Origin of the sequence: Geothrix sp. 21YS21S-2, from assembly GCF_030846775.1 — a bacterium.
Taxonomy (GTDB): domain Bacteria; phylum Acidobacteriota; class Holophagae; order Holophagales; family Holophagaceae; genus Mesoterricola.
The window spans coordinates 1,194,902-1,216,911 of record NZ_CP132910.1; the positions used below are offsets into that span (position 1 = coordinate 1,194,902).

At 68.7% G+C, this 22,010-nt stretch carries 15 protein-coding genes; 10 read left to right on the forward strand and 5 right to left on the reverse strand.

The genetic code is table 11. The annotated features are described in order from the left end of the window. Nucleotides 1–1,974, reverse strand: a complete 1,974-nt coding sequence (metG, locus tag RAH40_RS05460; RefSeq protein WP_306601074.1) for a methionine--tRNA ligase — start codon at nt 1,972–1,974, stop codon at nt 1–3. Between the two features lie 5 nt (nt 1,975–1,979). Next, nucleotides 1,980–2,447 (reverse strand): peptidylprolyl isomerase, encoded by a 468-nt coding sequence (locus RAH40_RS05465; protein ID WP_306601075.1) that lies wholly within the window; start codon nt 2,445–2,447, stop codon nt 1,980–1,982. Between the two features lie 120 nt (nt 2,448–2,567). Here RAH40_RS05465 and RAH40_RS05470 point away from each other — a divergent pair, with 120 nt between their 5' ends. Both RAH40_RS05470 and RAH40_RS05475 read left to right on the forward strand, forming a co-directional pair. Then, nucleotides 2,568–2,960 (forward strand): hypothetical protein, encoded by a 393-nt coding sequence (locus RAH40_RS05470; RefSeq protein WP_306601076.1) that lies wholly within the window; start codon nt 2,568–2,570, stop codon nt 2,958–2,960. Then, nucleotides 2,960–3,928, forward strand: a complete 969-nt coding sequence (locus RAH40_RS05475; protein WP_306601077.1) for an alpha/beta hydrolase — start codon at nt 2,960–2,962, stop codon at nt 3,926–3,928. The genes RAH40_RS05470 and RAH40_RS05475 overlap by 1 nt, the downstream gene beginning before the upstream one ends. On the opposite strand, the gene RAH40_RS05480 is transcribed toward RAH40_RS05475, so the two are convergent. Both RAH40_RS05480 and RAH40_RS05485 read right to left on the reverse strand, forming a co-directional pair. Then, nucleotides 3,915–4,211 carry an HU family DNA-binding protein gene (locus RAH40_RS05480; protein WP_306601078.1) on the reverse strand — a complete coding sequence of 99 codons (297 nt, stop codon included), beginning with the start codon at nt 4,209–4,211 and terminating at the stop codon, nt 3,915–3,917. The genes RAH40_RS05475 and RAH40_RS05480 overlap by 14 nt on opposite strands. A 147-nt stretch (nt 4,212–4,358) precedes the next feature. After that, nucleotides 4,359–5,828, reverse strand: a complete 1,470-nt coding sequence (locus RAH40_RS05485) for a leucyl aminopeptidase (protein WP_306601079.1) — start codon at nt 5,826–5,828, stop codon at nt 4,359–4,361. Nucleotides 5,829–6,025: 197 nt separating this feature from the next. Between RAH40_RS05485 and dnaG the strand changes: the two genes are divergently transcribed. The 8 genes from dnaG (at nt 6,026) to RAH40_RS05525 (ending at nt 21,004) form a co-directional block, all read left to right on the forward strand. Continuing rightward, nucleotides 6,026–7,750, forward strand: coding sequence for a DNA primase (gene dnaG, locus RAH40_RS05490; protein WP_306601080.1), 1,725 nt, complete (start codon nt 6,026–6,028; stop codon nt 7,748–7,750). 184 nt (nt 7,751–7,934) lie between these two features. After that, on the forward strand, nt 7,935–9,647 hold the full coding sequence (gene rpoD / locus RAH40_RS05495; RefSeq protein ID WP_306601081.1) for an RNA polymerase sigma factor RpoD: 1,713 nt from the start codon (nt 7,935–7,937) through the stop codon (nt 9,645–9,647). A 383-nt stretch (nt 9,648–10,030) separates the two neighbouring features. Beyond that, the gene (locus tag RAH40_RS05500) at nt 10,031–10,984 is read left to right on the forward strand and encodes a serine/threonine-protein kinase (RefSeq protein ID WP_306602282.1); all 954 of its coding nucleotides are present in this window, start codon (nt 10,031–10,033) and stop codon (nt 10,982–10,984) included. After that, complete coding sequence (locus RAH40_RS05505) at nt 10,981–15,057, forward strand: translocation/assembly module TamB domain-containing protein (RefSeq protein ID WP_306601082.1); 4,077 nt, start codon at nt 10,981–10,983, stop codon at nt 15,055–15,057. The genes RAH40_RS05500 and RAH40_RS05505 overlap by 4 nt, the downstream gene beginning before the upstream one ends. Next, nucleotides 15,054–15,281: a MoaD/ThiS family protein gene (locus RAH40_RS05510; RefSeq protein WP_306601083.1), complete on the forward strand. Its 228-nt coding sequence runs from the start codon at nt 15,054–15,056 to the stop codon at nt 15,279–15,281. The genes RAH40_RS05505 and RAH40_RS05510 overlap by 4 nt, the downstream gene beginning before the upstream one ends. 87 nt (nt 15,282–15,368) lie before the next feature. Further along, nucleotides 15,369–16,448 (forward strand): efflux RND transporter periplasmic adaptor subunit, encoded by a 1,080-nt coding sequence (locus tag RAH40_RS05515; protein WP_306601084.1) that lies wholly within the window; start codon nt 15,369–15,371, stop codon nt 16,446–16,448. Nucleotides 16,449–16,451: 3 nt separating this feature from the next. Continuing rightward, complete coding sequence (locus tag RAH40_RS05520) at nt 16,452–19,604, forward strand: efflux RND transporter permease subunit (RefSeq protein ID WP_306601085.1); 3,153 nt, start codon at nt 16,452–16,454, stop codon at nt 19,602–19,604. After that, nucleotides 19,601–21,004 carry an efflux transporter outer membrane subunit gene (locus RAH40_RS05525; protein WP_306601086.1) on the forward strand — a complete coding sequence of 468 codons (1,404 nt, stop codon included), beginning with the start codon at nt 19,601–19,603 and terminating at the stop codon, nt 21,002–21,004. The genes RAH40_RS05520 and RAH40_RS05525 overlap by 4 nt, the downstream gene beginning before the upstream one ends. Here the strand turns inward: RAH40_RS05525 and RAH40_RS05530 are convergent. Further along, entirely contained in the window at nt 20,988–21,950 is a 963-nt protein-coding gene (locus tag RAH40_RS05530) for a LuxR C-terminal-related transcriptional regulator (RefSeq protein ID WP_306601087.1), read from the reverse strand. The two genes, RAH40_RS05525 and RAH40_RS05530, sit on opposite strands and share 17 nt — an antisense overlap. Between the last annotated feature and the right edge of the window lie 60 nt (nt 21,951–22,010).

A 22,010-nucleotide genomic window follows, 5' to 3' on the forward strand; every position in this document is an offset into this window, starting at 1 on the left:
CTATCGGACGACGAAACCCGGGCGGGCGTCGTCGGGGGGCGCGACGAGGTAGGGCTTGGAGTTGTTGTCGCTGGCGGCCAGGAGCATGCCGTGGCTCTCGATGCCCATGAGGGCCCGGGGCGCCAGGTTGGCCACCACCACGACCTTGCGGCCCACCAGTTCCTCGGGGGTGTAGGCGGCGGCGATGCCGCCAAGGATGGTGCGCTTCTCGAAGCCCAGGTCGACGGTCATCTTGATGAGCTTCTTGCTCTTGGGGACGGCCTCGGCGGTGAGCACCAGGCCCACCCGCAGGTCGGTCAGGGCGAAGGTGTCGTACTCCACCACGTCCTTCAGGGGGGGCACCTCCAGGGGCGCCTCCACCACGGGGGCGGCGGGAGCGGGGTCGGACCCCGCGAGCTCGTTCATCACTGTCTCCTTGTCGATGCGTTGGAAAAGAGGCTCGGGGGCGAGGACGGGACCGGGGGCCGGCGCGTCGTACGCGAAGTCCGCGAACCGCTGGGAGGCCACCGGGCCGGACTGGCCCAGGCAGGCCCAGAGCGTCTGGGCCAGGCCGGGCATGACGGGGGCCACCAGGATCGCGGTGGCCCGCAGGGCCCGGTACAGCGTGCAGAGCACGGTGTCCAGCTTGTCCTTGTTGGCGTCGTCCTTGGCCAGCTTCCAGGGCTCGGCCTTGACGATGTAGCCGTCCAGCTGGCGCAGGTAGGTCCAGAGGCCTTCCAGGGCGCCGTGGAAGTCGTTGGCCTCGGCCCGCTCCAGGTAGGCGGCGGCAGCCAGGCGCCCGGCTTCCAGGGCCTCCCGGTCCTGGGCGTCCAGCACGGAGGGGGTGGGCACGACGCCGGCGCGGTACCGCTGGAGCATGCTCAGGGTGCGCGAGGCCAGGTTGCCCAGACCGTTGGCGAGGTCGGCGTTGAGACGGTCCATGAAGCCCTCGAAGGAGAAGCTGCGGTCGAGGCCCACGGTCATCTCGCGCATGAAGAAGAAGCGCACCGCGTCCACGCCGAAGGTGAGGAGCTCGTCGGGGCGGACGACGTTGCCCTTGGACTTGGACATCTTGTCCTCGCCCATGAGCCACCACCCGTGGGCCAGGATGGTGCGGGGGAGCAGCTCGCGGATGCGCGCGGGCAGTTCCCCCTGGAGGTCGTCGCCCTCCTCGCGGAACATCGCCATGAGGAAGGCGGGCCAGTAGATGGCGTGGAAGCGCAGGATGTCCTTGCCCACCAGCTGGAAGGTGGGGGGCCAGAAGCCCTCTCGGCACGCGGAGAGGTAGTTGAGCAGCGCGTCGAACCACACGTAGACGACGTGCTTCTCGTCCCCGGGCACCGGGATGCCCCAGGTGATGCTGGTGCGGCTGATGCTCAGGTCCTCCAGGTGGCCCCTGGCGCCGCCCGGGGCCACGAACTGCTTGACCTCGTTCAGGCGGAACTCGGGCCGCACGAACTCGGGGTGCTTCTCGTACAGCTGGATGAGCCAGTTCTCGTAGGCGGAGAGGCGGAAGAAGTAGCTCTCCTCCTTGAGCTCCACCAGCTGGTGGGCGAGGCCCTGGGCCTGCAGCTCCTTGGCCTGGGTCTCGGTGACGTAGGCCTCGTCGCTGACCGAATAGAGGCCGACATAGGTGTCCTTGAAGATGTCGCCCGAGGCCAGGAGCTGCTGGAACTTGGCCTGCACGGTGGCCTTGTGCTGCGCGTGGGTGGTGCGCACGAAGTGGTCGTGCGTGAGGCCCATGCGGGTCCACAGGTTCTCGAAGTTGGGCACGACCTCGTCGGCCAGGGCCTTGGGGGTGATGCCACGGGCGGCCGCGGCCTTCTCGATCTTCTGGCCGTGCTCGTCGGTGCCGGTGAGGAAGTACAGCTCCTCCCCCATCATCCGCCGGTGCCGGGCCATCACATCCGCCAGGACGGTGGTGTACGTGTGGCCGATGTGGGGCCGGTCGTTCACGTAGTAGATGGGGGTGGTGATGTAGCAGCGTTCCGACACGATTCCTACTCCTCGGTGACTTCGGCCTTGATGATGCGGTCATTGGCCCTGATGGCCTGGACGACCGCGATGTCCTCGGCGCTCACGCACTTGCCGAAGACGGTGTGGACCCCGTCCAGGTGGCGGACGTTGGAGGCGTCGCCGTTGACGATGAAGAACTGGCTGCCGCCGGTGTCCTTGCCGGCGTGGGCCATGGACAGGGCGCCCAGCTCGTGCTTGTGGGGGTTGCCGGCGGTCTCGCACTTGATCCTCCAGCCCGGGCCGCCGGTGCCCGGGGCGCCGCCGGCGCCTTCACGGGTGTTGGGGCAGCCCCCCTGGATGACGAAGGAGGGGATCACGCGGTGGAAGGCCAAGCCGTCGTAGAAGCCGTCCTTGGAGAGCTTCACGAAGTTGGCCACGGTGCCCGGCGCTTCCTTCGGAAACAGTTCCACATTGATGTCGCCCTTGCTGGTTGTCAGTTTCACGCGGGTCATGGTCGCTCCTCGGGTCAAACAACCAGCATAGCTTGTGGCGGCGAGGGTTCAAAATAGGTAGTCTCAAGGCTGGAGGTTTCCATGATGGGATCCCTGAGTAGAGCCGCCTTCGCAGGCTGCATGATCCTCGCGGCCGGCCTGGCTTGCGGCAAGCCCAAGGCCATCAAGCCGAGCAAGCCCGTTCCCGCGGGGACGGTCATGCTCCAGTTCACCAAGAAGGTCGACGGCCCCGTGGACCTGACCATCGACGGCATACGCATCCCCGTCCAGCAGTCCGGCAAGAAGTGCAAGCGCCTGACCCTCACCGGGCTTCCCGCCGGCAAGCACCACGTGGTGCTCCTCAGCGCCCTGGACGCCTTCGGGCCCGACCAGCTCGACATCGAGATCACGCCCGGCCAGGGCGTCTTCCATGTGCTTTACTCCCAGCAGTTCAAGGCGGTCCTCTACGGGAAGCCCGAACCCACCCCCACGGCCGAAGGCATTCCCGGAGTGGTGGCGCGGCTCGAACCTTGATGGCGCCGAAGTACCGGCTGGTCCTGGGGCCGGCTCTCCTGGCCCTGGCGGTCCTGGGCGTGTTCGTGGTCTCCAGGGCCCGGTCCGTGGCCCGGGAGCTCACGGACCCGCCCTTCTACCATGTCCAGCCCCTGGAGCGGGTGGAGGCCACCTACCGCGACCTGGCCAAGGGCGGCTTCGGCGACCCGGGCGGCGCGTGGGAGACCTTCGACGCGGGGCCCCGCAGGGTCTGGTTCCTGCGCCGCGCCGAACCCGCGCCCGGCGTGGTGCTCATGCTCCACGGCTTCGGCGACGACCGCTGGGGCACCAGCCCCGCCCTGCGGCAGTTCCCGCATCTGGACGCGGCGATCTTCACGTACCTGGGCCGCGACGACGCCATGCGCGAAGGCCGCCCCGCGCCGCCGGTGACCTTCGGCGCCAAGGAGTCCCGCGAGGTGGCCGGCGTGGTGCACGCCCTGGAGGCGAAGGGCTACCCCCGCCGGCACATCCTCCTGCTGGGCCGCAGCCTGGGCGCCAGCGTGGCCCTGCTGGCCCTGGCCCAGCTGGAGAAGGAGGACCGGGGCCCCCTGGGCGGGATCATCTGGGAAGGCGCTCCCGCCAGCAGCAGGGACTTCGCCGAACGCCTCGTGCGCGGCCCCGAGGACCGCTTCTGGCATCCGTTCCTGGCCCCGGCCATCGGGAGCCTGGGCAGCGCCTGGGCGGCGGCGAAGGGCGGCTACGACCGCGACGCGACCGACCTGAAGCTGCAGGTCGACGACATGCGCCTGCGGACTCCCAGCCTCTGTTTCATCGCCTCCCAGGACCGCCTGGCCCCGCCCCCGGTGCAGCGCTGGGTGGCCTCGCGCTTCAAGGTGAACCGGTCCGTGGAGGTGCCGACCTGGCACCTCCACTGTTCCGAGATCCTGGGCAGCCGCTACGGGGACGAAGTGCGGGCGGCCACCGAATCGTGGATACCTAGTCGTCGATGAGCCGGCTGCGCAGCTCCTTGCCGAGCTTGAAGTAGACCACCCGCTTGGGGGGAACGTGGATGGACTGGCCGCTGCGGGGATTCCGGCCCTGGCGCGCCTTGCGGTCGCGCAGGCGGAAGGAGCCGAAGCCGCGCAGTTCAACGCCTTCGCCGCGGTGGAGGGATTCCACGATGCTGTCGAGGAAGGAATTGACCATGAGGTCGGCGTCCTTCTTGGCCATCTCGAGATTCTCGATGAGATGCTTGGAGAGGTCCGCTTTGGTGAGGGTTTCCATCGTTTCCATGAATGTCTCCGGGCACGCGGATGGGGGTACGTGTCACCAATAAGATCCTCTGATCCCGGAATACGTCAATAGCACAAATGCCGAGGCATAAAAAAACCGGGAGGGCCAAGCCTTCCCGGTTTTTTTATATGAGTGATAAATCGCTGATTAGCCGAGGATCCAGTCCAGCAGCCAGCGCGGGCCTTCCCCGGTGGCGCCGTGGGGACGGAAATCGCGCTCGGACGTGGACCAGTTGCCCGAGAGGTCCACGTGGGCCCAGGATCCCGCGGAGACGAACTCGGAGAGGAAGAGGCCGGCGGTGATGGACCCGCCCCACTTGGTGCCGGTGATGTTCTTCACGTCGGCGACCTTGCTGCGCAGGGCCTCCTTGTACTCCTCCACCAGGGGCAGCTGCCAGAGGTATTCGCCCGAGCGCGAGCCCGCGTCCAGGAGGCGTTCCACCAGCTTCTGGTCCGTGCCCATGACCCCCGAGACGCCGTCGCCCAGGGCCACGACGCAGGCGCCGGTGAGGGTCGCCAGGTCCACGATGTGGTCGGCGCCCATGCCGGACGCCCAGTCCAGGAGGTCGGCCAGCACCAGGCGGCCCTCGGCGTCCGTGTTCAGGACCTCGATGGTCTTGCCGCTGCGGGCGCGGATGACGTCGCCGGGCTTGTAGCTGGTGCCCGAGGGCATGTTCTCCACAAGGCCCATGAGCCCGGTGACCTGGATGGGGGCCTCCAGCTGCGCGCAGGCCACGAGGGTGGCCAGCACGATGGCCGCGCCGGTCATATCGTCCTTCATGGTCTCCATGCCGCCGGCGTCCTTGAGGGAGAGGCCGCCGGAATCGAATGTGACGCCCTTGCCCACCAGGATGATGTGGCGCTTGGCCTTCTCCTTGGGCTTGTACTCGAGCTTGACGACGCGCGCGGGGCGGGCGGAGCCCTTGGCCACCGCCAGCACGGCGTTGAAGTTGCCCTTGGCCAGCTCGTCGGGGCCCAGGACCTCGATGCCCAGCTTGTGGGCCTTGGCCAGCTTCTGGGCCTCGGCGGCGAAGGACTCGGGGTGCAGGTCGGAGGCGGGGGTGTTGGCCAGGTCCCGCACGCGGTGGCAGGCGCCCACGCCGGCCTCGATCTGGGGGAGGCGGCGCCGGGCCTTGCGGGTGTCGTCGCCGTTGGTGAAGACGTCCAGGCTCTCGAACCGCTTGGGCTCGGGCTTGCCCTTGAAGGCCGCGAAGTCGTAGTCGGCCAGGAGGGCGCCTTCCAGCACGGCCACCTGGACCTCGTCGTGGTCCAGGGAGGAGGTGGACGGGCTCACGATGCCCACCCGCTTCCAGCCCTTCTTGAGGGCGTTGCGGGCGGCAGTTCCCACCGCCTTGCGGATTTTGTTGTGGGTAACGGCCTCTTCTTCGCCCAGGCCGACGAGAAGCATCCAGCGGCAATCTTTCACTCCATTGGGGTGATGGAGCGGCACAACTTCAAGATAGTCCGCCTTGAAATCGCTTTCGTCCATGACCTGTCTTGCGACCTTGCTGATGGCGAGAGGCAGCCTGTGACGTTCGCGGCCTGAGAACACCGGAACGATCAGCACGTCGCCCGAGAAGTCCTTGCCGGTCTGGGAACTGATTTCGATGGTAGGCATAGCGCTCCTTGAAGATTACGGAACCCATGGTAATACGGATCGTTTCCCGGGAATTTCTTTTTTTGACCCTTTATTGGAGTTTGATCCATGAATCTCTAGCGTGCCTTTTTTGAATTCGACATCACCGCCCTTGCCTCCGGCGGGCTTCTCAAGCAGTCTGGAGGAAGGGGACTCGGGGAATGCGGGACAGGGAACTTGTGCAACGCATCAAGGACGCGACGGACTTGGTGGCGCTGGTGGGACAGGCCGTCAAATTGAGGCGCCAGGGTTCCGCCTGGGTGGGCCTCTGCCCCTTCCACAGCGAGCGCAGCCCCAGCTTCCAGGTGGTGGCCGACCGGGGGTTCTACCACTGCTTCGGATGCGGTAAGCACGGTGATGCCTTCACTTGGCTAATGGAGCGGGAGGGCCTCCCCTTCCCGGAGGCCATGGAGCAGCTGGCCCGGTCGGCGGGCATCGACCTGCCCCGGCAGCGGGAGCGGCCGGCCGCCGAGCTGGATCTGGAGGCCCGCCTGCGCCTGGCCCTGGAGACCGCCCAGGCCTTCTACGAGCGCAAGCTGGCCGAGTCCCCCAAGGCCATGGACTACCTCAAGGGCCGGGGCATGACCCCCGCCTTCATGCAGGAGGCGGGCCTGGGCTACGCCCCGGACGCCTGGGAGGCCCTGGTCACCCACCTGAAGGCCCAGGGCTTCTCCCTGGAGCTCCTGGAGCAGACCGGGCTGGTGTCCCGCAGCGAGCGGGGCAGCTTCCTGGACTTCCTGCGGGACCGGCTGGTGATTCCCATCTTCGACGCCCGGGGCAAGGTCATCGCCTTCGGGGGCCGGGCCTTCGGCGATTCCAAGCCCAAGTATCTCAATACCCGTGAGACCTCCCTCTTCCAGAAGGGCTCGGTCCTCTACGGGTTCCACCGGGCCAAGGGGCAGCTGCGGGACGGCGCCCTGGTGGTGGAGGGCTACTTCGACGTGCTCCAGCTCCACCAGCAGGGCATCCACCAGGCCGTGGCCCCCCTGGGCACCGCGCTCACGGAGGGTCACCTGCAGCTGGTGGGGCGGTTCACCAAGCGCCTCATCCTCTGCTTCGACGGGGACGCCGCGGGCCTGCGGGCCATGGAGAAGAGCCTCAAGCTGGCCCTGCCCATGGGCTTCGACGTGCGGCTCCTGCTCCTGCCCCAGGGGGAGGACCCCGACACCTGGTGCATGACCCTGGGGGCCGAAGCCTTCCGCGAGCTCATGGGCAAGGCCCCGGACTGGACGAACTTCATCATCAACCGGGCCCTGGAGGGCAAGGACCTGCGCCGGACCGCGGAGCGCATGGAGGCCCTGCGGGAGCTGGCGGGCTTCCTGGCCTACCTGCCCCACACCCCCGAGCAGCGGGAGCTTTTCGCCAGCCTGGCCCACGAGCTGAAGATCCCCCTCGAGGAGCTGGACAAGGCCATCAAGGCCCGGGCCCAGGCCCCCCATGCCGAGGAGGTGGTGGCCGCCCCCCCGGTGGCGGAGGTGGACGACCTGCTGAGGCCGCTGCTCCTGCTGGCCAAGGACCCCGCGTTCCTGGCCCGCCTCGCCTCGACCCCCCCGGCCTGGTGGGAGTCCCTCACCGGGGCCCCCCTCCTCCAGTGCCTGCTGGACGCCTCCGGGGACGAGTCCCACATCCCCCCCGAGGCCCTGGCCCAGCTCAGGCACCTCGAGGCGCGGTGGAGCGTGAAGGACGACGCCGAGCTGATGCCGGACCAGGTGTTCCTGAAGCTGGAGATGGCCTTCGTGGAACGGGAGAAGCAGGCCCTGAGCCGCCAGCTCCTGGATCCCGCGGTGATGGTGGACGCCGAGCTTTCCCGGCGGCTGACCCTCACGGTGAACGATCTGCTCCAGCGCGGGGCGAGGCTGGGCAAGGAACTGACCGGACTGAGAAGGAAATCCTTCTCGAGGTAAACATTTCCGGTGATTCCCGCATCTAATTTGTAATTCCCCCTTGCCTGGGGGGATTGATTTCCTATACTGAGTAATTCTAGGTGCCTTGTCACGATGGGTTAACTCTGCCCTCGACTCGGTCCCGAGGAATCAATACGCGACAGACACCTTGGATCCTGTGATCCCGTGGTTCTTTGAGGTATTAATGGTCCCAAACCCGGCCCGTGAAAGCTACTACCAGCTCACGAAAGCACTGATCTCCCTGGGTAGGACCCGCGGATACGTCCTGGTGGACGAGCTCAACTCGTTCCTCCCGGGCTCCGCATCCTCCCCCGTGGACCTCGAAAACCTGATGGGTATGTTCGCCAAGCTGGCCATCGGCGTCGGCGCGACCGAGGCCGAGGCGCTCATGGCCCGGGAGCAGTCCGAGGCGGAGAACGTCTTCGTGGACGCCCCGCCCAAGCTGGACAAGGACCTGGAGATCGACATCGACGGGCCCGACGGGGACAAGTTCAACGACCCGGTTCGCATGTACCTCAAGGAAATGGGCACGGTCCCCCTCCTCAAGCGCGAGGACGAGGTGGAGATCGCCAAGCGCATCGAAGTGGGCGTGCGCAGCGTCATGAGGGCCCTGTCCCGGTCCCGCCTGGCCTCCAGCCTCCTCATCGACATCGGCCGGATGCTCAAGGAGAATCCCGGCAAGATCCGCGAAGTGGTCGGCCTCTCCGACGAGGTGGACGAGGACGAGGACGCCGAGAACACCTCGGCCACCCAGCACGTGCACCACCAGTTCGAGAAGCTCCTGGTCTACGAGCAGGCCCTGCAGGAGCTCCTGGAGCTCAAGGCCAGCGGCAAGGTCCTGCCCAAGAAGCGCCACCTGGACCGCGAGATCCTCATGGCCCGGGGCCGCGTGAGCCGGCAGATCCGCCGCCTGGGCCTCAACAGCCTGGCCGTCACCCGCCTCATCGACAAGATCACCCACCACCACATCCAGGTGATGAACGGGGAGCGCAAGCTCCGGGAGCTGAAGGACCGGCTCAGGAACCCCGCCTTCGCCAAGATGAAGGAGCGCTACACCAACGACATCGCCCACATCGAGGCGGAGATGGCGCGGTTTTTCGCCAAGTTCGAGACGATCAGCGAGCAGTTCCACGCGGACTACAACACCCTCAAGCAGGCCGAGAGCATCAGCAGGGCCGCCAAGGCCGAGCTGATCGAGGCCAACCTGCGGCTCGTGGTGTCCATCGCCAAGCGGTACACCAACCGCGGGCTCCAGTTCCTGGACCTGATCCAGGAGGGGAACATCGGCCTCATGAAGGCCGTGGACAAGTTCGAGTACAGCCGCGGCTTCAAGTTCTCCACCTACGCCACCTGGTGGATCCGGCAGGCCATCACCCGCGCCATCGCGGACCAGGCCCGCACCATCCGCATCCCGGTGCACATGATCGAGACCATCAACAAGCTGATCCGCACCCAGCGCGAGCTGGTGCAGAAGCTGGGCCGGGAGCCCTCCAGCGAGGAGATCGCCCACGCCATGGACATGCCCGTGGGCAAGGTCCGCAAGGTGATGAAGATCGCCCAGGAGCCCATCAGCCTGGAGACCCCCATCGGCGAGGAGGAGGATTCCCACCTCGGGGACTTCATCGAGGACAAGGGCGTCGTCTCCCCCGTGGAGCAGGTCGTCAGCCAGCGCCTGAAGGAGACCGTCAACCAGGTGCTCCAGACCCTCACCGAACGGGAGGAGAAGGTTCTCCGCATGCGGTTCGGGGTGGGGGACGAGGCTTCGGAGCACACGCTGGAGGAGGTCGGCAGCGAATTCGCCGTCACCCGCGAGCGCATCCGGCAGATCGAGTCCAAGGCCCTGAGAAAGATCAGGCATCCCCGGTATTCCAAGACCCTGAAGGCATTCCTGGGTTAGGGGCCGGAACTCGGATAAACGCGGGGAATGCATGCGCAGGCATGTGTTCCCCGCTTCCGTTTTCAGGGGCGCCGCGGCTCGAATGGTCTTGGCTGCCGGGGATGGACGGGGATGGGATCGCCGGAGGAGCGGGCTCCGACCCGGTTCCGCCAGGGCGCCCAAGCCCCGGTGGAATCATTCCCGTCCATCCCCTTCATCCCCGGCGAAACAAGCGCTTGAGGAACCGGCGCCTTCGTCGGGACGACGTTCCCGTGAAGGAGGGCCAGCGGCCCGGCGGACCCTCCGGCCCCGTCCTCCGGTCCCGGCCAAAGTGACCAGTTGACTTCCCGGTCGACCTACATGACGCTCATTCCAGAGGCAAAAACGTGCTGTCCAAAGACCAGATGCTGGGGAAATACCAGATTCTCGACCGCCTGGGCGCAGGCGGATTTGGAACTGTTTACCTTGCTCAGGATAGGCTCCTGAATCGCAAGGTCGCCCTGAAGGTGCCCCATCATCAGACCGACGACCAGAACATGCTTCTGGAATCGCAGATCATGGTGCAGCTCAAGCATCCCAACATCGTCGACCTGATCACGGCGGAGAAGAAGGACGGGCTGTTCTTCATGGTCATGGAGTACATCGACGGCGAAAGCCTGGACAAGGTCATCCGCCGGGAACGAACCATCCTGCCCTCCCGGGCCCTGGAGATCGCCACCGACGTCTGCTCGGCCATCGGCTTTGCCCACGCGCACCAGGTGATCCACCGGGACCTTCGGCCGGCCAATATCCTGATCACCCGGGACGGGGTCGCCAAGGTCACGGACTTCGGCACCAGCCGGATCCTGGAGCTGCAGAAGGAGGAGTTCGCCCGCACCCGCATCGGGTCGCCGCCCTACATGTCTCCGGAGCACTTCCGGGGGCGCGCGGTGTTCCAGAGCGACCTCTGGAGCCTGGGCATCACCATCTACGAGATGCTCACGGGCACGGTGCCCTTCTATGACGCGGACCCGGTGAAGATCGCGCAGGCCTTCCAGAGCACGCCCATCGTCCCGCCCCACCTGCGCAACCCGGCGGTGCCCAAGGCCCTCAGCGAGGCCGTGATGAAGGCCCTGGCCATCAACCTGGGCGAGCGCTACCTGTCGGCCCAGAAATTCCTCGAGGCCCTCCGGCCGCTGCGCGAGGGGGTGGCCCGGGAGACCCGTCCGCTGGGCACCGCGGTGCTGGCCGCGCACCTCAACACGCCCGGCCATGCCCCGCGCAGCCCGGTGGTGACCCATGCGCGGCTCTGCAGGTTCTGCTATAAACCCCTGTCAAGGACTGCAGTGACCTGCCCTGCCTGCGGCGAGAAGAATTGACCAACGAGGAAGCCCCCCCATCCCTGCTGAAACGGACCTGGTCCCGCAGGTGGGTGCGCCGGCTGACCTACGTGCTGGCCTCGGGCGCGGCCCTGGCGGGGCTCATGGGCTGGGCCGTGCAGCAGGCCTACGTGGACGCCTGGATCGTGGGAAAGGCCGACGCCTACCTGCGCAAGGAGACCGGGCTGGGGTTCGCCGCGGAGCGGCTGGAGATCCACCCCTTCCAGGGCCGGATCGTGCTCCACAACTTCTCCTTCGGGGGCGACCTGTTCCAGGCCCCGCTCCTGGAGGTGGAGATCGACCTCTACACGTTCCTGCGCACCCACCACTTCAAGCGGATCCTCCTCCAGAGCCCGAGGCTCGTGGTGGATGCCGCGCGCCTTTCGGCCATCCGCCTGCGCGAAACCGACCCCAAGGCCGAAAGCCCCACGTGGCGCATCGACCGCGTGGAGATCCTGGACGGCCTGGCCCAGGTGGACGAGCCCGCCTGGGGCATCCGCGGCGGCGTCTTCACCTTCAAGGTGGACGGGCGGGGCCGCCTGCCCCGGCAGGAGTGGCTCGACGTGCGCATCCCGCGGGCCGAGTTCGGGGAGGACCCGGACCGCGCCCTGGGCGACGCCTCCCTCAAGTTCCGGCTCACCGACAAGGGGATCGACACCGTCAACGTGCGCGCGCACCTGGGGGACAGCTCCCTGGCGGTGCTGGGCTCGTACGAGTTCAAGACCCAGGCCGTGAAGGCCGAGGCCTCGGGCGGGCTCAACCTGGGCGAGGCCCTGCGCTTCCTGCCCGGAAAACCCGCCCACGCCGCCGGTTTCCTGGACTTCAAGGCCAAGGTCCAGGGTCCGGCCACCACCCCCGTCTGGACCCTGTCGGTGGACGGGCGCCAGCTCCAGGCCAGGAGCACGCCCCTCCACCCCGGCACGCTCCACGTCAACGCCTCCGGCAATCCGGGGCGCATCCGCGTGGAGCGCATCGCCTGGGACTCGGCCGACGGGAAGCTCTCGGGCGAGGGCTCCTGGACCCGCCAGGGCGGCACCACCCTGGAACTGGCCGCCGAAGGCGTCTCCCTGGCTCCCGCGGCCGCCTATGCCCGGTCCGATCTCCTCAAAGGCCTTTCCGCGCGCTTCCGGGGCACGGCCTCCATGGCCACGCCGCCCTGGGTGGCGCCCGACCTGGAGAAGCTGGCCTTCACGGGCAGCGGGCAGTTCACCAAGGACGGCCAGCAGGTGGGGACGATGGAGCTCGCCCTCGCCCACGGCGCGTTCCGGGCCACCTCGCTGGACCTCCAGCTGCCCGGGGCCGGGTTCCGGGGCAGTGCCACGGCCGTCCTCCACCGCCGGGGCCTGGCGCGGATCGAGGCCGAAGGCGAGGTGCGCACCGACGCCGCCGACGTTGCCCAGGCCCTCACCGCCTGGAAGGTCACCGAGCTCGACATGTCCGGCCCCGCCAACGCCCGCGCCACCTTCCAGTGGGACCCCCGCGGCGGGATCCACCTCGACGGCCGGGTGGAGGTGGACGCCCCCCGCTGGCACGGCGCCCACGCCGACCGCATCGCCGCCGACGTGACGCTGTCGGATACCGAGATCCGCATTACCGGCATCGAGCTGGAGAAGGGCGAGGGCCACGGCTACGGCGACATCTGGATCAGCTGGGCCAAGGGCGCCCCCGACGCCGAGGGCATCGACATGTGCTTCCGCGCCTTCCGGCTCCCGGTGGAGGAGGGCCTGCGCGCAGGGGACCAGGGCGACCTGCCCATCACCGGCATCGGCAGCGGCTGGGCTCGCCTTCACGGGCCGCTGAACCGCATCGTCATGGAAGGCCAGGCCGTCGCGGAACAGGGCGTGGTCTACGGGATGAAGGTGCCCGCGGCCTCCGCCTCCTTCGACATGGACATCAACGCCCTCCGCCTGCGCACCACCGACGTGCGGGTCGCCGACAGCCTCGACCACCTCGAAGGCGCCCCGGGCCCCCTGAACCTGAGGGGCTCCATGGACATGGACGCCCACCGGGAGCGCTGGACCGTGGACGTGAAGGGCGACGTGGACACCGGCGTCCTGGGCCTGAAGGGTCCCCTGGTCCAGGGCCGGATCGAAGGCGGCCTCTCCGGCCCCCTCACGGCGCCCCTGGGGCCCTCCCAGGCGCCCGAAGGATCCTTCACCCTCAGCCAGGGCCGGCTGTCCATGGAGGGACGTTCCCTGGAGGGCTTCCAGGCGGGGCTGGCCTTCCGGGACGGGCACCTGGGCGCCCATCTCCTCATGGCGGGCAGGACCGTTCCCCTGGTGACCTTCGAAGGGGAGCAGGTGGGAAAGGGAACGTTGTCGGGGGACATCCGCGTGCACCTGGGGCCCGATTCCGCCGAGACGGGCCCGGTCGCTTCCCGGCTTACGGAGGGCTTCCTCAGGGACGTCAGCCTCGACTACCACGGCCGCGGCGACTGGACCGCCTCGGGGATCCGGTGGCAGGGCGAGCTCCGGAACTTCCTGGGCAGCTTCCAGGGCTTCGAACTGGTCCAGAGCCGCCCGGGCACCTTCAAGGGCGACCTCACCGGCATGGACATGTCGTTGCAGGTCCAGGGCCGCACCGCCGCCGTCCAAGGCAAGCCCCAGCTGGCCACCACCACCATGAGCCTCGGGGGCTGGCTTCCCTTCAGCCCCGAAGGCAAGCTGGACCTCCGGCTGGAGGGGGCCGCGGAGCTCTCCAACCTGAAGGCGATCCTCGACCACACCCTGAACCCCGGCCCGTACAGCCTCATGGCCGACCTGAAGCCCGAGGGCAGCGCCACGTTCAAGCTCGACCTGCTGGGCAAGCCCGCGGAACCGGCCCTGGAGGGCCGCCTCGACCTGCACGGCGGCAGGCTCTCCGCGCGCTCCTACCCCCAGAGCATCGAGAACGTGGACTTCGCGGCCTTCTTCCACGGCCGGGACATCACCATTCCCCAGGACGCGCCCCTGAAGGGGATCATGGCCCAGGGCGCCCTGACCGCCTGGGGCCGGCTCACCTGGGGCTTCCGCGGCCTCACCGACTACGACTTCGGAGCGACCCTGGACAACTTCCAGCTCCGGGACATGCCGGAGGGCTTCGAGATCCAGGGCGGCTTCAACGGAACCCTCCGGGGCAACGACAGGGACGGCGGCCTCCTGAAGGGCACCATCCGCGCCAAGAACATGCTCTACCAGACCGACTTCAACATCACGGACATCCTCCTGGCCACCACCACGGGCGGCTCAGGCCTCCTCACCTCCCTGGACCCCTCCGACCCCCTGGCCCGCATCGACCTGGACCTGGACCTGTTCATGGCGCGCCCCTGGGAGTTCGACACCAACTACCTCAAGCTCCAGGGCCGCCCCGCGGGGAGCTTCAAGATCATGGGCACCCTGGCCCACCCCGGCCTCAAGGGCCGCATGGACCTCCTGCCCGGGGGCCGCCTCACCAACCTCGTGGCCGCCGGCGACCTGGTCCTGGAGCGGGGCTCGGTGGAGTTCACCGATCCCGCGGTGATCAATCCCGTGGTGGACCTCCACGGCCGCATCGAGGTGGACCCCTACCTGGTGACCCTCGACATCAACGGCACGCTGGACGCCATCAGCGTGCACCCCAGTTCCACCCCCGCCCTGCGGCCCGACGAGATCCTGACCATCCTGGTGGACCCGGCCGCCGTGAGCAAGGTGGGGGGATCGCTGGGGGCCTCCTCCACCCAGTCCTCCATGAACACCGGCATCCTGAGCCAGGGCGCGGGCCTGCTCTCCTCCCTCATGCTGGCCAACACCCTCGAGCGCCTGCGAAAGACCCTCACCCTGGACCGGGTGAACTTCTCCCTCCTGGGCGGTCCCAACCTGAGCCTGACCCTGGAGAAGAGCTTCGACATCTTCGGCCACCGCACGCCCCTGATCTACAGCTACAAACAGGAAGGCACCCAGAGCACCGTCAGCGGCAACGTGGAGTGGCGCTTCGGGAACCTGGTCCTCACCCTGGGCGCGCGCCAGATCACCGGTTCCTCCCAGACCCCCGGGGACACCACCGTCCAGGGCGTGCAGCCCTCGGGGGAAATCCGCTACACATGGACACCCAAATGATCCACGTACAAGCATTCGCACGGTACCGTGAGCGCCTCGGATTCCAGTCCAGGGACTTTCCCCTGCCCTCCCCCCCCACGCTGGAGGCCCTCCTGGCCGATCCGGCCCTGGCGGACCTGCCCGCGGACGGACTCTTCGCGGTGAACCGGACCTTCGCGGAACGATCCGCGGTCCTGGCGGACGGCGACGAGGTGGCGCTCTTCCCGCCGGTGAGCGGAGGCTGAAGGCCACCCCCCGCTGTTTTTGCTTCAATTCGTGAGCCCTCGCAATACTATGGAGGTTCAACTCCTTAGCGGACGACGGGATACCCGATGAAGATGCTTCCCCCCCTGATCCTGGCCCTCCTCGTCGCGGGCTGCACGCATTCCGGCAAGCCCACGGCCCCCGCCCAGGTGGGAGTGGCCACCGTGACCCAGCAGGACGTGCCGCTGGTGCGCGAATGGATCGCCAGCCTGGACGGCTTCGTGAACGCCGAGATCCGGCCCCAGGTGGAAGGCTACGTCCTGCGCCAGGTCTACCGCGAGGGTGCCGCCGTGCACCGCGGCCAGACGCTCTTCGAGATCGACCCGAGGGCCTTCAAGGCCGCGTCGGACCAGGCGCGGGCGGCGCTGGCCCGGGACAAGGCGGCCCGGGACAAGGCCCGCCTTGACGTGGACCGCTTCACGCCCCTGGCCGCTCAGAAGGCCATCTCCCAGCAGGAGCTCGACAACGCGCTGTCGTCCCTGCGGCAGGCCCAGGCCGCGGTGGACGCCTCCCAGGCGGCCCTGGACAAGGCTTCGCTCAACGTCGAATGGACGCGCGTGAGCTCGCCCATCGACGGCGTCGCCGGCATCGCCAAGGTGCAGATGGGCGACCTCGTGAACGGGACGCGGGTGATGACCACCGTGTCCACCCTCAACCCGATCAAGGTGTTCTTCAGCGCCACGGAACAGGACTACCGCGACTGGGCCCGGGACTGGGCCAGGGGCGGCGGCAAGGGCAGCCTCGAGCTGGTGCTGTCCGACGGCACCGTCTACCCCAGGCGCGGCGACCCGCTGCTGGCCGACCGGGGCATCGACCCCCGCACCGGCACCATCCTGGTGGCCGGCACCTTCCCCAACCCCGACGGGCTCCTGCGGCCCGGACAGTACGGCAAGGTGCGGGCGGCGGTAGGCCTGGCCCGCAACGCGCTCCTGGTGCCCCAGCGGGCCATCTGGGACCTGCAGGGCACGTCGCAGGTCGCCGTGGTGGGCAGGGACAACAAGGTCGAAATCCGCGTGGTGCAGACCGGGGCCAAGGCGGGCCCGCTGGTCGTCATCGAGAAGGGCCTCAACCCCGGTGAACGGGTGGTGGTGGAGGGAACCCAGAAGGTCGCGAGCGGCCAGCTGGTGACGCCCCTGCCCGGAAAGTAGCCCGTGCCCGAATTCTTCATCAAGCGCCCCATCGTCGCCATGGTCATCGCGGTGATCACCCTCATCGCGGGGCTGGTCTGCATGCGCGGGCTGCCCGTGTCCCAGTTCCCCGAGATCGTCCCGCCCCAGATCCAGGTGTCCACCAACTACACCGGCGCCGACGCCGTCACCATCGAGCAGGCCGTGGCCGCGCCCCTGGAACAGCAGATGAACGGCGTGGACAACATGCTGTACATGCAGTCCACCAACGCGAACGACGGCACCATGAGCGAGCTGGTGACCTTCGACGTGGGCACGGACGTCAACCAGGACCAGGTCAACACCCAGAACCGCGTGGCCCAGGCCCAGCCCTTCCTCCCCGCGGAGGTGAACCAGAGCGGCATGACCATCCGCAAGTCCACGGGAACCGCCCTGCTGCTCATGGCCCTGTACTCCCCCAAGGGCACCTACAGCGCGCTCTTCCTCAGCAACTACGCCACCATCAACCTGGTGGACCCCCTGTACCGGGTGCCCGGCGTGGGCCAGATCAACATCTTCGGCGCGGGCGACTACGCCATGCGGGTGTGGGTCAAGCCCGACCTCATGGCCAAGCTGGGCATCACGGTCGCCGAGGTCAACCGGGCCCTGGCCCAGCAGAACACCGTCAACCCCTCCGGCCAGCTCGGAGGCGAGCCCATGCCCGCGGGCCAGGAGATGACCTACACCGTGCGCGCCCAGGGCCGCCTCCTGGCGCCCGAGGAGTTCACGCAGGTCGTCGTGCGGGCCAACCCCGACGGGTCGGTGGTGCGGGTGGGCGACGTGGCCCGGGTGGAACTGGGCGCCATGTCGTACAAGCAGGTCGGGCGCTTCAACGGCCAGCCCAGCTGCATCGTGGCCGTCTACCAGACCCCGGGCTCCAACGCCCTGGAGGTGGGCAACGCCGTCAAGAAGGAGATGCGCAACCTCCAGGCCCGCTTCCCCGCGGACCTGCAGTTCACCACGTCGGTGGACACCACCCTGCCGGTGAAGGAGGGCATCAAGGAGATCGTCTGGACCCTGGGCGAGGCCATGATCCTGGTCATGCTGGTGGTCTACCTCTTCCTGCAGAACTGGCGCGCCACCCTCATCCCCATGATCGCCGTGCCCGTGAGCCTCATCGGCACCTTCGCGGTGTTCCCGATGCTGGGATTTTCCATCAACACCCTGTCGCTGTTCGGCCTGGTGCTGGCCATCGGCCTGGTGGTGGACGACGCCATCGTGGTGGTGGAGGCGGTGGAGCACCATATCGAGCAGGGCATGAAGCCCCGCGAGGCCACGGTCCAGGCCATGAAGGAAGTGGCGGGCCCCGTGGTGGGCATCGCCCTGGTGCTCTCGAGCGTGTTCATCCCCGTGGCCTTCCTGGGCGGCATCCAGGGCCGGCTCAACAAGCAGTTCGCGGTGACCATCGCCATCTCCGTGCTCATCTCGGCCTTCAACGCGCTATCCCTGTCGCCGGCCCTCTGCGCCCTGATCCTTCGGCCCCGGGAGCAGATGAAGGGGCGCTTCGCGAAGTTCTTCGAGGCCTTCAACGACCAGTTCCACTCGGCCACCAACGGCTACGTGAACTTCTCCCACCGCCTCATCCGCAAGGGGGCCATCCCCCTGGTGGTGCTGGCCGTGTTCGCGGCCATGGACTTCGGGCTGGGCAAGGGCCTGCCGTCGGGCTTCGTTCCCACCGAGGACAGCGGCTACTTCTTCGTGAACTACCAGCTGCCCGCCGGCGCCAGCCTCCAGCGCACCGACGCCGTGGGCCGCAAGGTGGAGAAGATCGTCCTGGAGACCGAAGGGGTGCGCTACATCAGCAACATCATCGGCTTCAGCCTCCTGGCCCGGGTGTCGGCGCCCTACAACGGCTTCGCCTTCGTCACCCTCCAGCCCTGGGACGACCGCAAGGGCCAGCACATGGAGGCCGGGGAGATCCTCAAGCGCCTCAACGGCAGGCTGGCCAAGGAGGTGCCCGAGGCCAACGTCTTCGGCTTCCTCCCCTCGGCCATCCCGGGCCTGGGCGTCTCCAACGGCTTCTCGCTCTGGCTGCAGGACCGCAGCGGCGGCGACCCCGACTACCTGGACCGCAACCTCAAGACCTTCCTGGCGGCGGCCCGCAAGCGGCCCGAGCTCACCGGGGTCAATTCCCAGTATTCCACCGCCGCTCCGCAGATATTTGCCGAGGTGGACCGGGACAAGGCCCTCAAGCAGGGCGTGGCCGTGGCCGACGTGTACCAGACCCTCCAGGCCTACCTGGGCGGGCTCTACGTGAACCAGTTCAACCGCTTCGGCCGCCAGTGGCGGGTCTACCTCCAGGCCGAGGGCCAGGAGCGCCGGGGGGTCGAGGACATCGCGCGCTTCCACGTGCGGGCCGGGGACGGCACCATGGTGCCCCTGAGCGCCCTGGTCACCACCCGGAAGATCCAGGGCCCCGAGTACACGAACCGCTTCAACCTCATGCGCAGCGCCCAGGTGCTGGGCTCGGCGGCGCCGGGCTACAGCTCCGGCCAGGCCATGACGGCCCTGGAGCAGGTGGCGAAGGAGACCCTGCCCCGGGACATGAGCTACGACTGGGCCGACCTCTCCTACCAGGAGAAGAAGGCCGAGGGCACCACGGGCCTGGTGTTCGCCCTGTCCCTGGTGTTCGTGTTCCTGATCCTGGCGGCCCTCTACGAGAGCTGGTCCCTGCCCTTCTCGGTGCTGCTGTCGGTGCCCATCGCCATCTTCGGGGCCTTCTTCGGGCTCTGGGCCCGCAAGTACGACTTCGGCGTGTTCGCCCAGATCGGACTGGTGATGCTCATCGGCCTCTCCGCCAAGAACGCCATCCTCATCGTGGAGTTCGCCAAGGACGAGCTGGAGAAGGGCCGCGACCTCGTGGACGCCGCCCTGGAGGGCGCACGCCTCCGCCTGCGGCCCATCCTGATGACGTCGTTCGCCTTCATCCTGGGCTGCGTCCCGCTGTGGACCGCCTCCGGCTCGGGCGCGGTGTCCCGGCGCATCCTGGGGACGGTGGTGATCGTCGGCATGCTGGCGGCCACCCTCATCGCGGTCTTCATCATCCCGGTGCTCTTCGTCGTGGTGGAACGCCTGGCCACCCGCAAGAAGGGCCTCAACCCCCGCGTCAACCATGACGAGGACGAGGAGGCCCCATGAGCCGCCGCCTGCTGCCCCTCGCCGCGCTGTTCCTGGCCGGCTGCGCCATGGGTCCCAACTACCGCCGCCCCGAGGCCCAGCCCCCCGCCGCCTTCCGGGGCCAGGCCCAGGCCGAGGCCGCGTCCCTGGCCGACCAGCCCTGGTGGGACGTCTTCGGCGACCCCACCCTCAAGGATCTGGTCGCCGAGGCCCTGAAAAGCAATTTCGACGCCCGCACCGCCACCTGGCGCGTGGAGGAGTACCGCGCGCGCCTGGGCATCGAGCGGGCCGGATGGCTCCCCGCCATCGTGCCCGGGGCCTCCTTCAACCGGGGCCGGCAGTCCACCTACTCGGTAAGCGGCCACGACATGGGCCAGGGCTACGACGTGCACGCGGGCGCCTCGTGGGAGCTGGATCTCTGGGGCCGGGTGCGCCGCCTGAACGAAGCCGGCCTGGCCGGGTACCTGGGGGCCCAGGACGCCCGCCGGGGCGTGTACCTCGCCACCCTCGCGACGACCGCCTCGGCCTATTTCGAGCTGCGCGAGCTGGACCACCGCCTGGAGATCGCCCGGTCCACCACCGCGGCCTTCGGGGAGACCTACGACCTCTTCAGCCGCCGCCTCGCGGGCGGCGCCGCGTCGGCCCTGGAGACCGCCCGGGCCCGGGCCGCCCAGGCCTCGGCCGCGGCCTCCATCCCCGGCCTGGAACGCCAGATCCAGGCGCAGGAGAACCTCCTCTGCCTCCTGCTGGGCCGCAACCCGGGGCCCATCCCCCGCGGCGCGGACCTGGCCCTGCAGCCCCTGCCCCCCGCCATCCCCGCGGGCCTGCCCTCGACGCTCCTGGAGCGCCGCCCCGATCTCCGGGAGGCCGAACAGCGCCTGGTGGCCGCCAACGCGGCCGTGGGCGTGGCCAAGGCCAGCCAGTTCCCGGTCTTCAGCCTCACGGGCCTCCTGGGGGGCGTGGCCCCGGAACTGGGCCAGCTCTCCGGCCCCGGCAAGGAGTGGGCGGTGGGCGCGTCCCTGACCGGCCCCGTCCTCCAGGGTTTCCGCCTCCAGCGCCAGAAGGACGCGGCGGTGGCCCAGTGGGAGCAGGCCCGGGTGCGCTGGCAGGCCGCCGTGGCCGGAGCCTTCGGCGAGGTGTCCACGGCCCTGGTGGCCTACGCCAAGCACGCCGAGGCCGAGAAGGAGCTGGCAGGCGCCGTGGAGGCCCTGAAGTCCGCCGTGGCCCTGGCCAACCTCCGCTACACCGCCGGCCTTTCCAACTACCTGGAGGTCCTGGACGCCCAGCAGCAGCTCTTCCCCGCGGAGAACGCCCTCTCCCAGGCGCGGCTCGCGCGGCTCCTGACGATGGTGCAGCTCTACAAGGCGCTGGGAGGCGGGTGGAACCTCGCGGATCCCGGGGCCGTCAAGCCGGGTCCCTGACGCCGCCCAGGGCCGCGGCGAGCATGGCCTTGTCGTTGATGTCGAGCTTCTGGTACACCCGCGCGAGCTGCACCCGCACGGTGTTGGGGGAGCTGCCCAGCTGCCCCGCGATCTCCCGGTAGCTCCGGCCGGTGGCGTAGAGCCGGGCCACCTCGGCTTCGCGCGCGCTCAGGCTGGCCACGGCGCCGCGCTCCCGGGCCTCGCATACGACCTGCTCGCCCCGGCCGGAGAAGTGGAGCTCCACCTGCCGGCCCAGGTAGGGCCCGCCCTCCCGCAGGGACTTCAGGGCCGCGGGGGGCAGGCGGGTATCGGAGAGGTCGCGCCATTCCCGGCGCGCCAGGCCCATGAAGGCCCGGTCGGCGATCTCGAGTACGCCTCCGCGCGAGACCAGCGCCAGGCTGCGGCGCCCATCCGGCGGCGCATGCAGATCCAGCACCCGGGCCCGGTTCAGGTCCAGGGCGCAGGCGAGGTGCCGCCAGGCCGCGGCCATGCGCTGCTCCTCGCACGCGTCGAAGGCCTTGCGGATGCCCCGGTAGAGTACCACCCATCGCAGCCGGCGGTGGTCGGGCTGGTCATCGCCCACGAGGAGGAGGTGGCGGAGGTCGTACGCCTTCGAATACGCAGCCAGCGGCTGGTTCTCCTTGCCCCGGTACCGGTCCTGGGTGTCCACGTTCTGGATGACCCCCGGCCTGTTCACGAAATGCCGCGTCACGGGATCGAAGCGGGACAGCTCGGCGTACCTCGGGAGAAGGGCCTGGTCGCGGTTGTAGACGCAGACGCCGTCCATGCGGATCTCGCCCGAGGCGGGCTCGCCGAAGCCGAACACGGCGCCGTCGAACTCGATCCAGTCGCGGAGAAGGTCCAGCGCCCGCCGCGGGAACTCGTCGGCGGGCGCCGACGAGGCCAGGCGGTACAGGCGTGTCAAATCGGCGACGAAGGCATCCATGGCCTACCCGGAACAAAGCAGCCCGGCCCGCGGGGGCGAGGCCGGCAACGCACATTCATT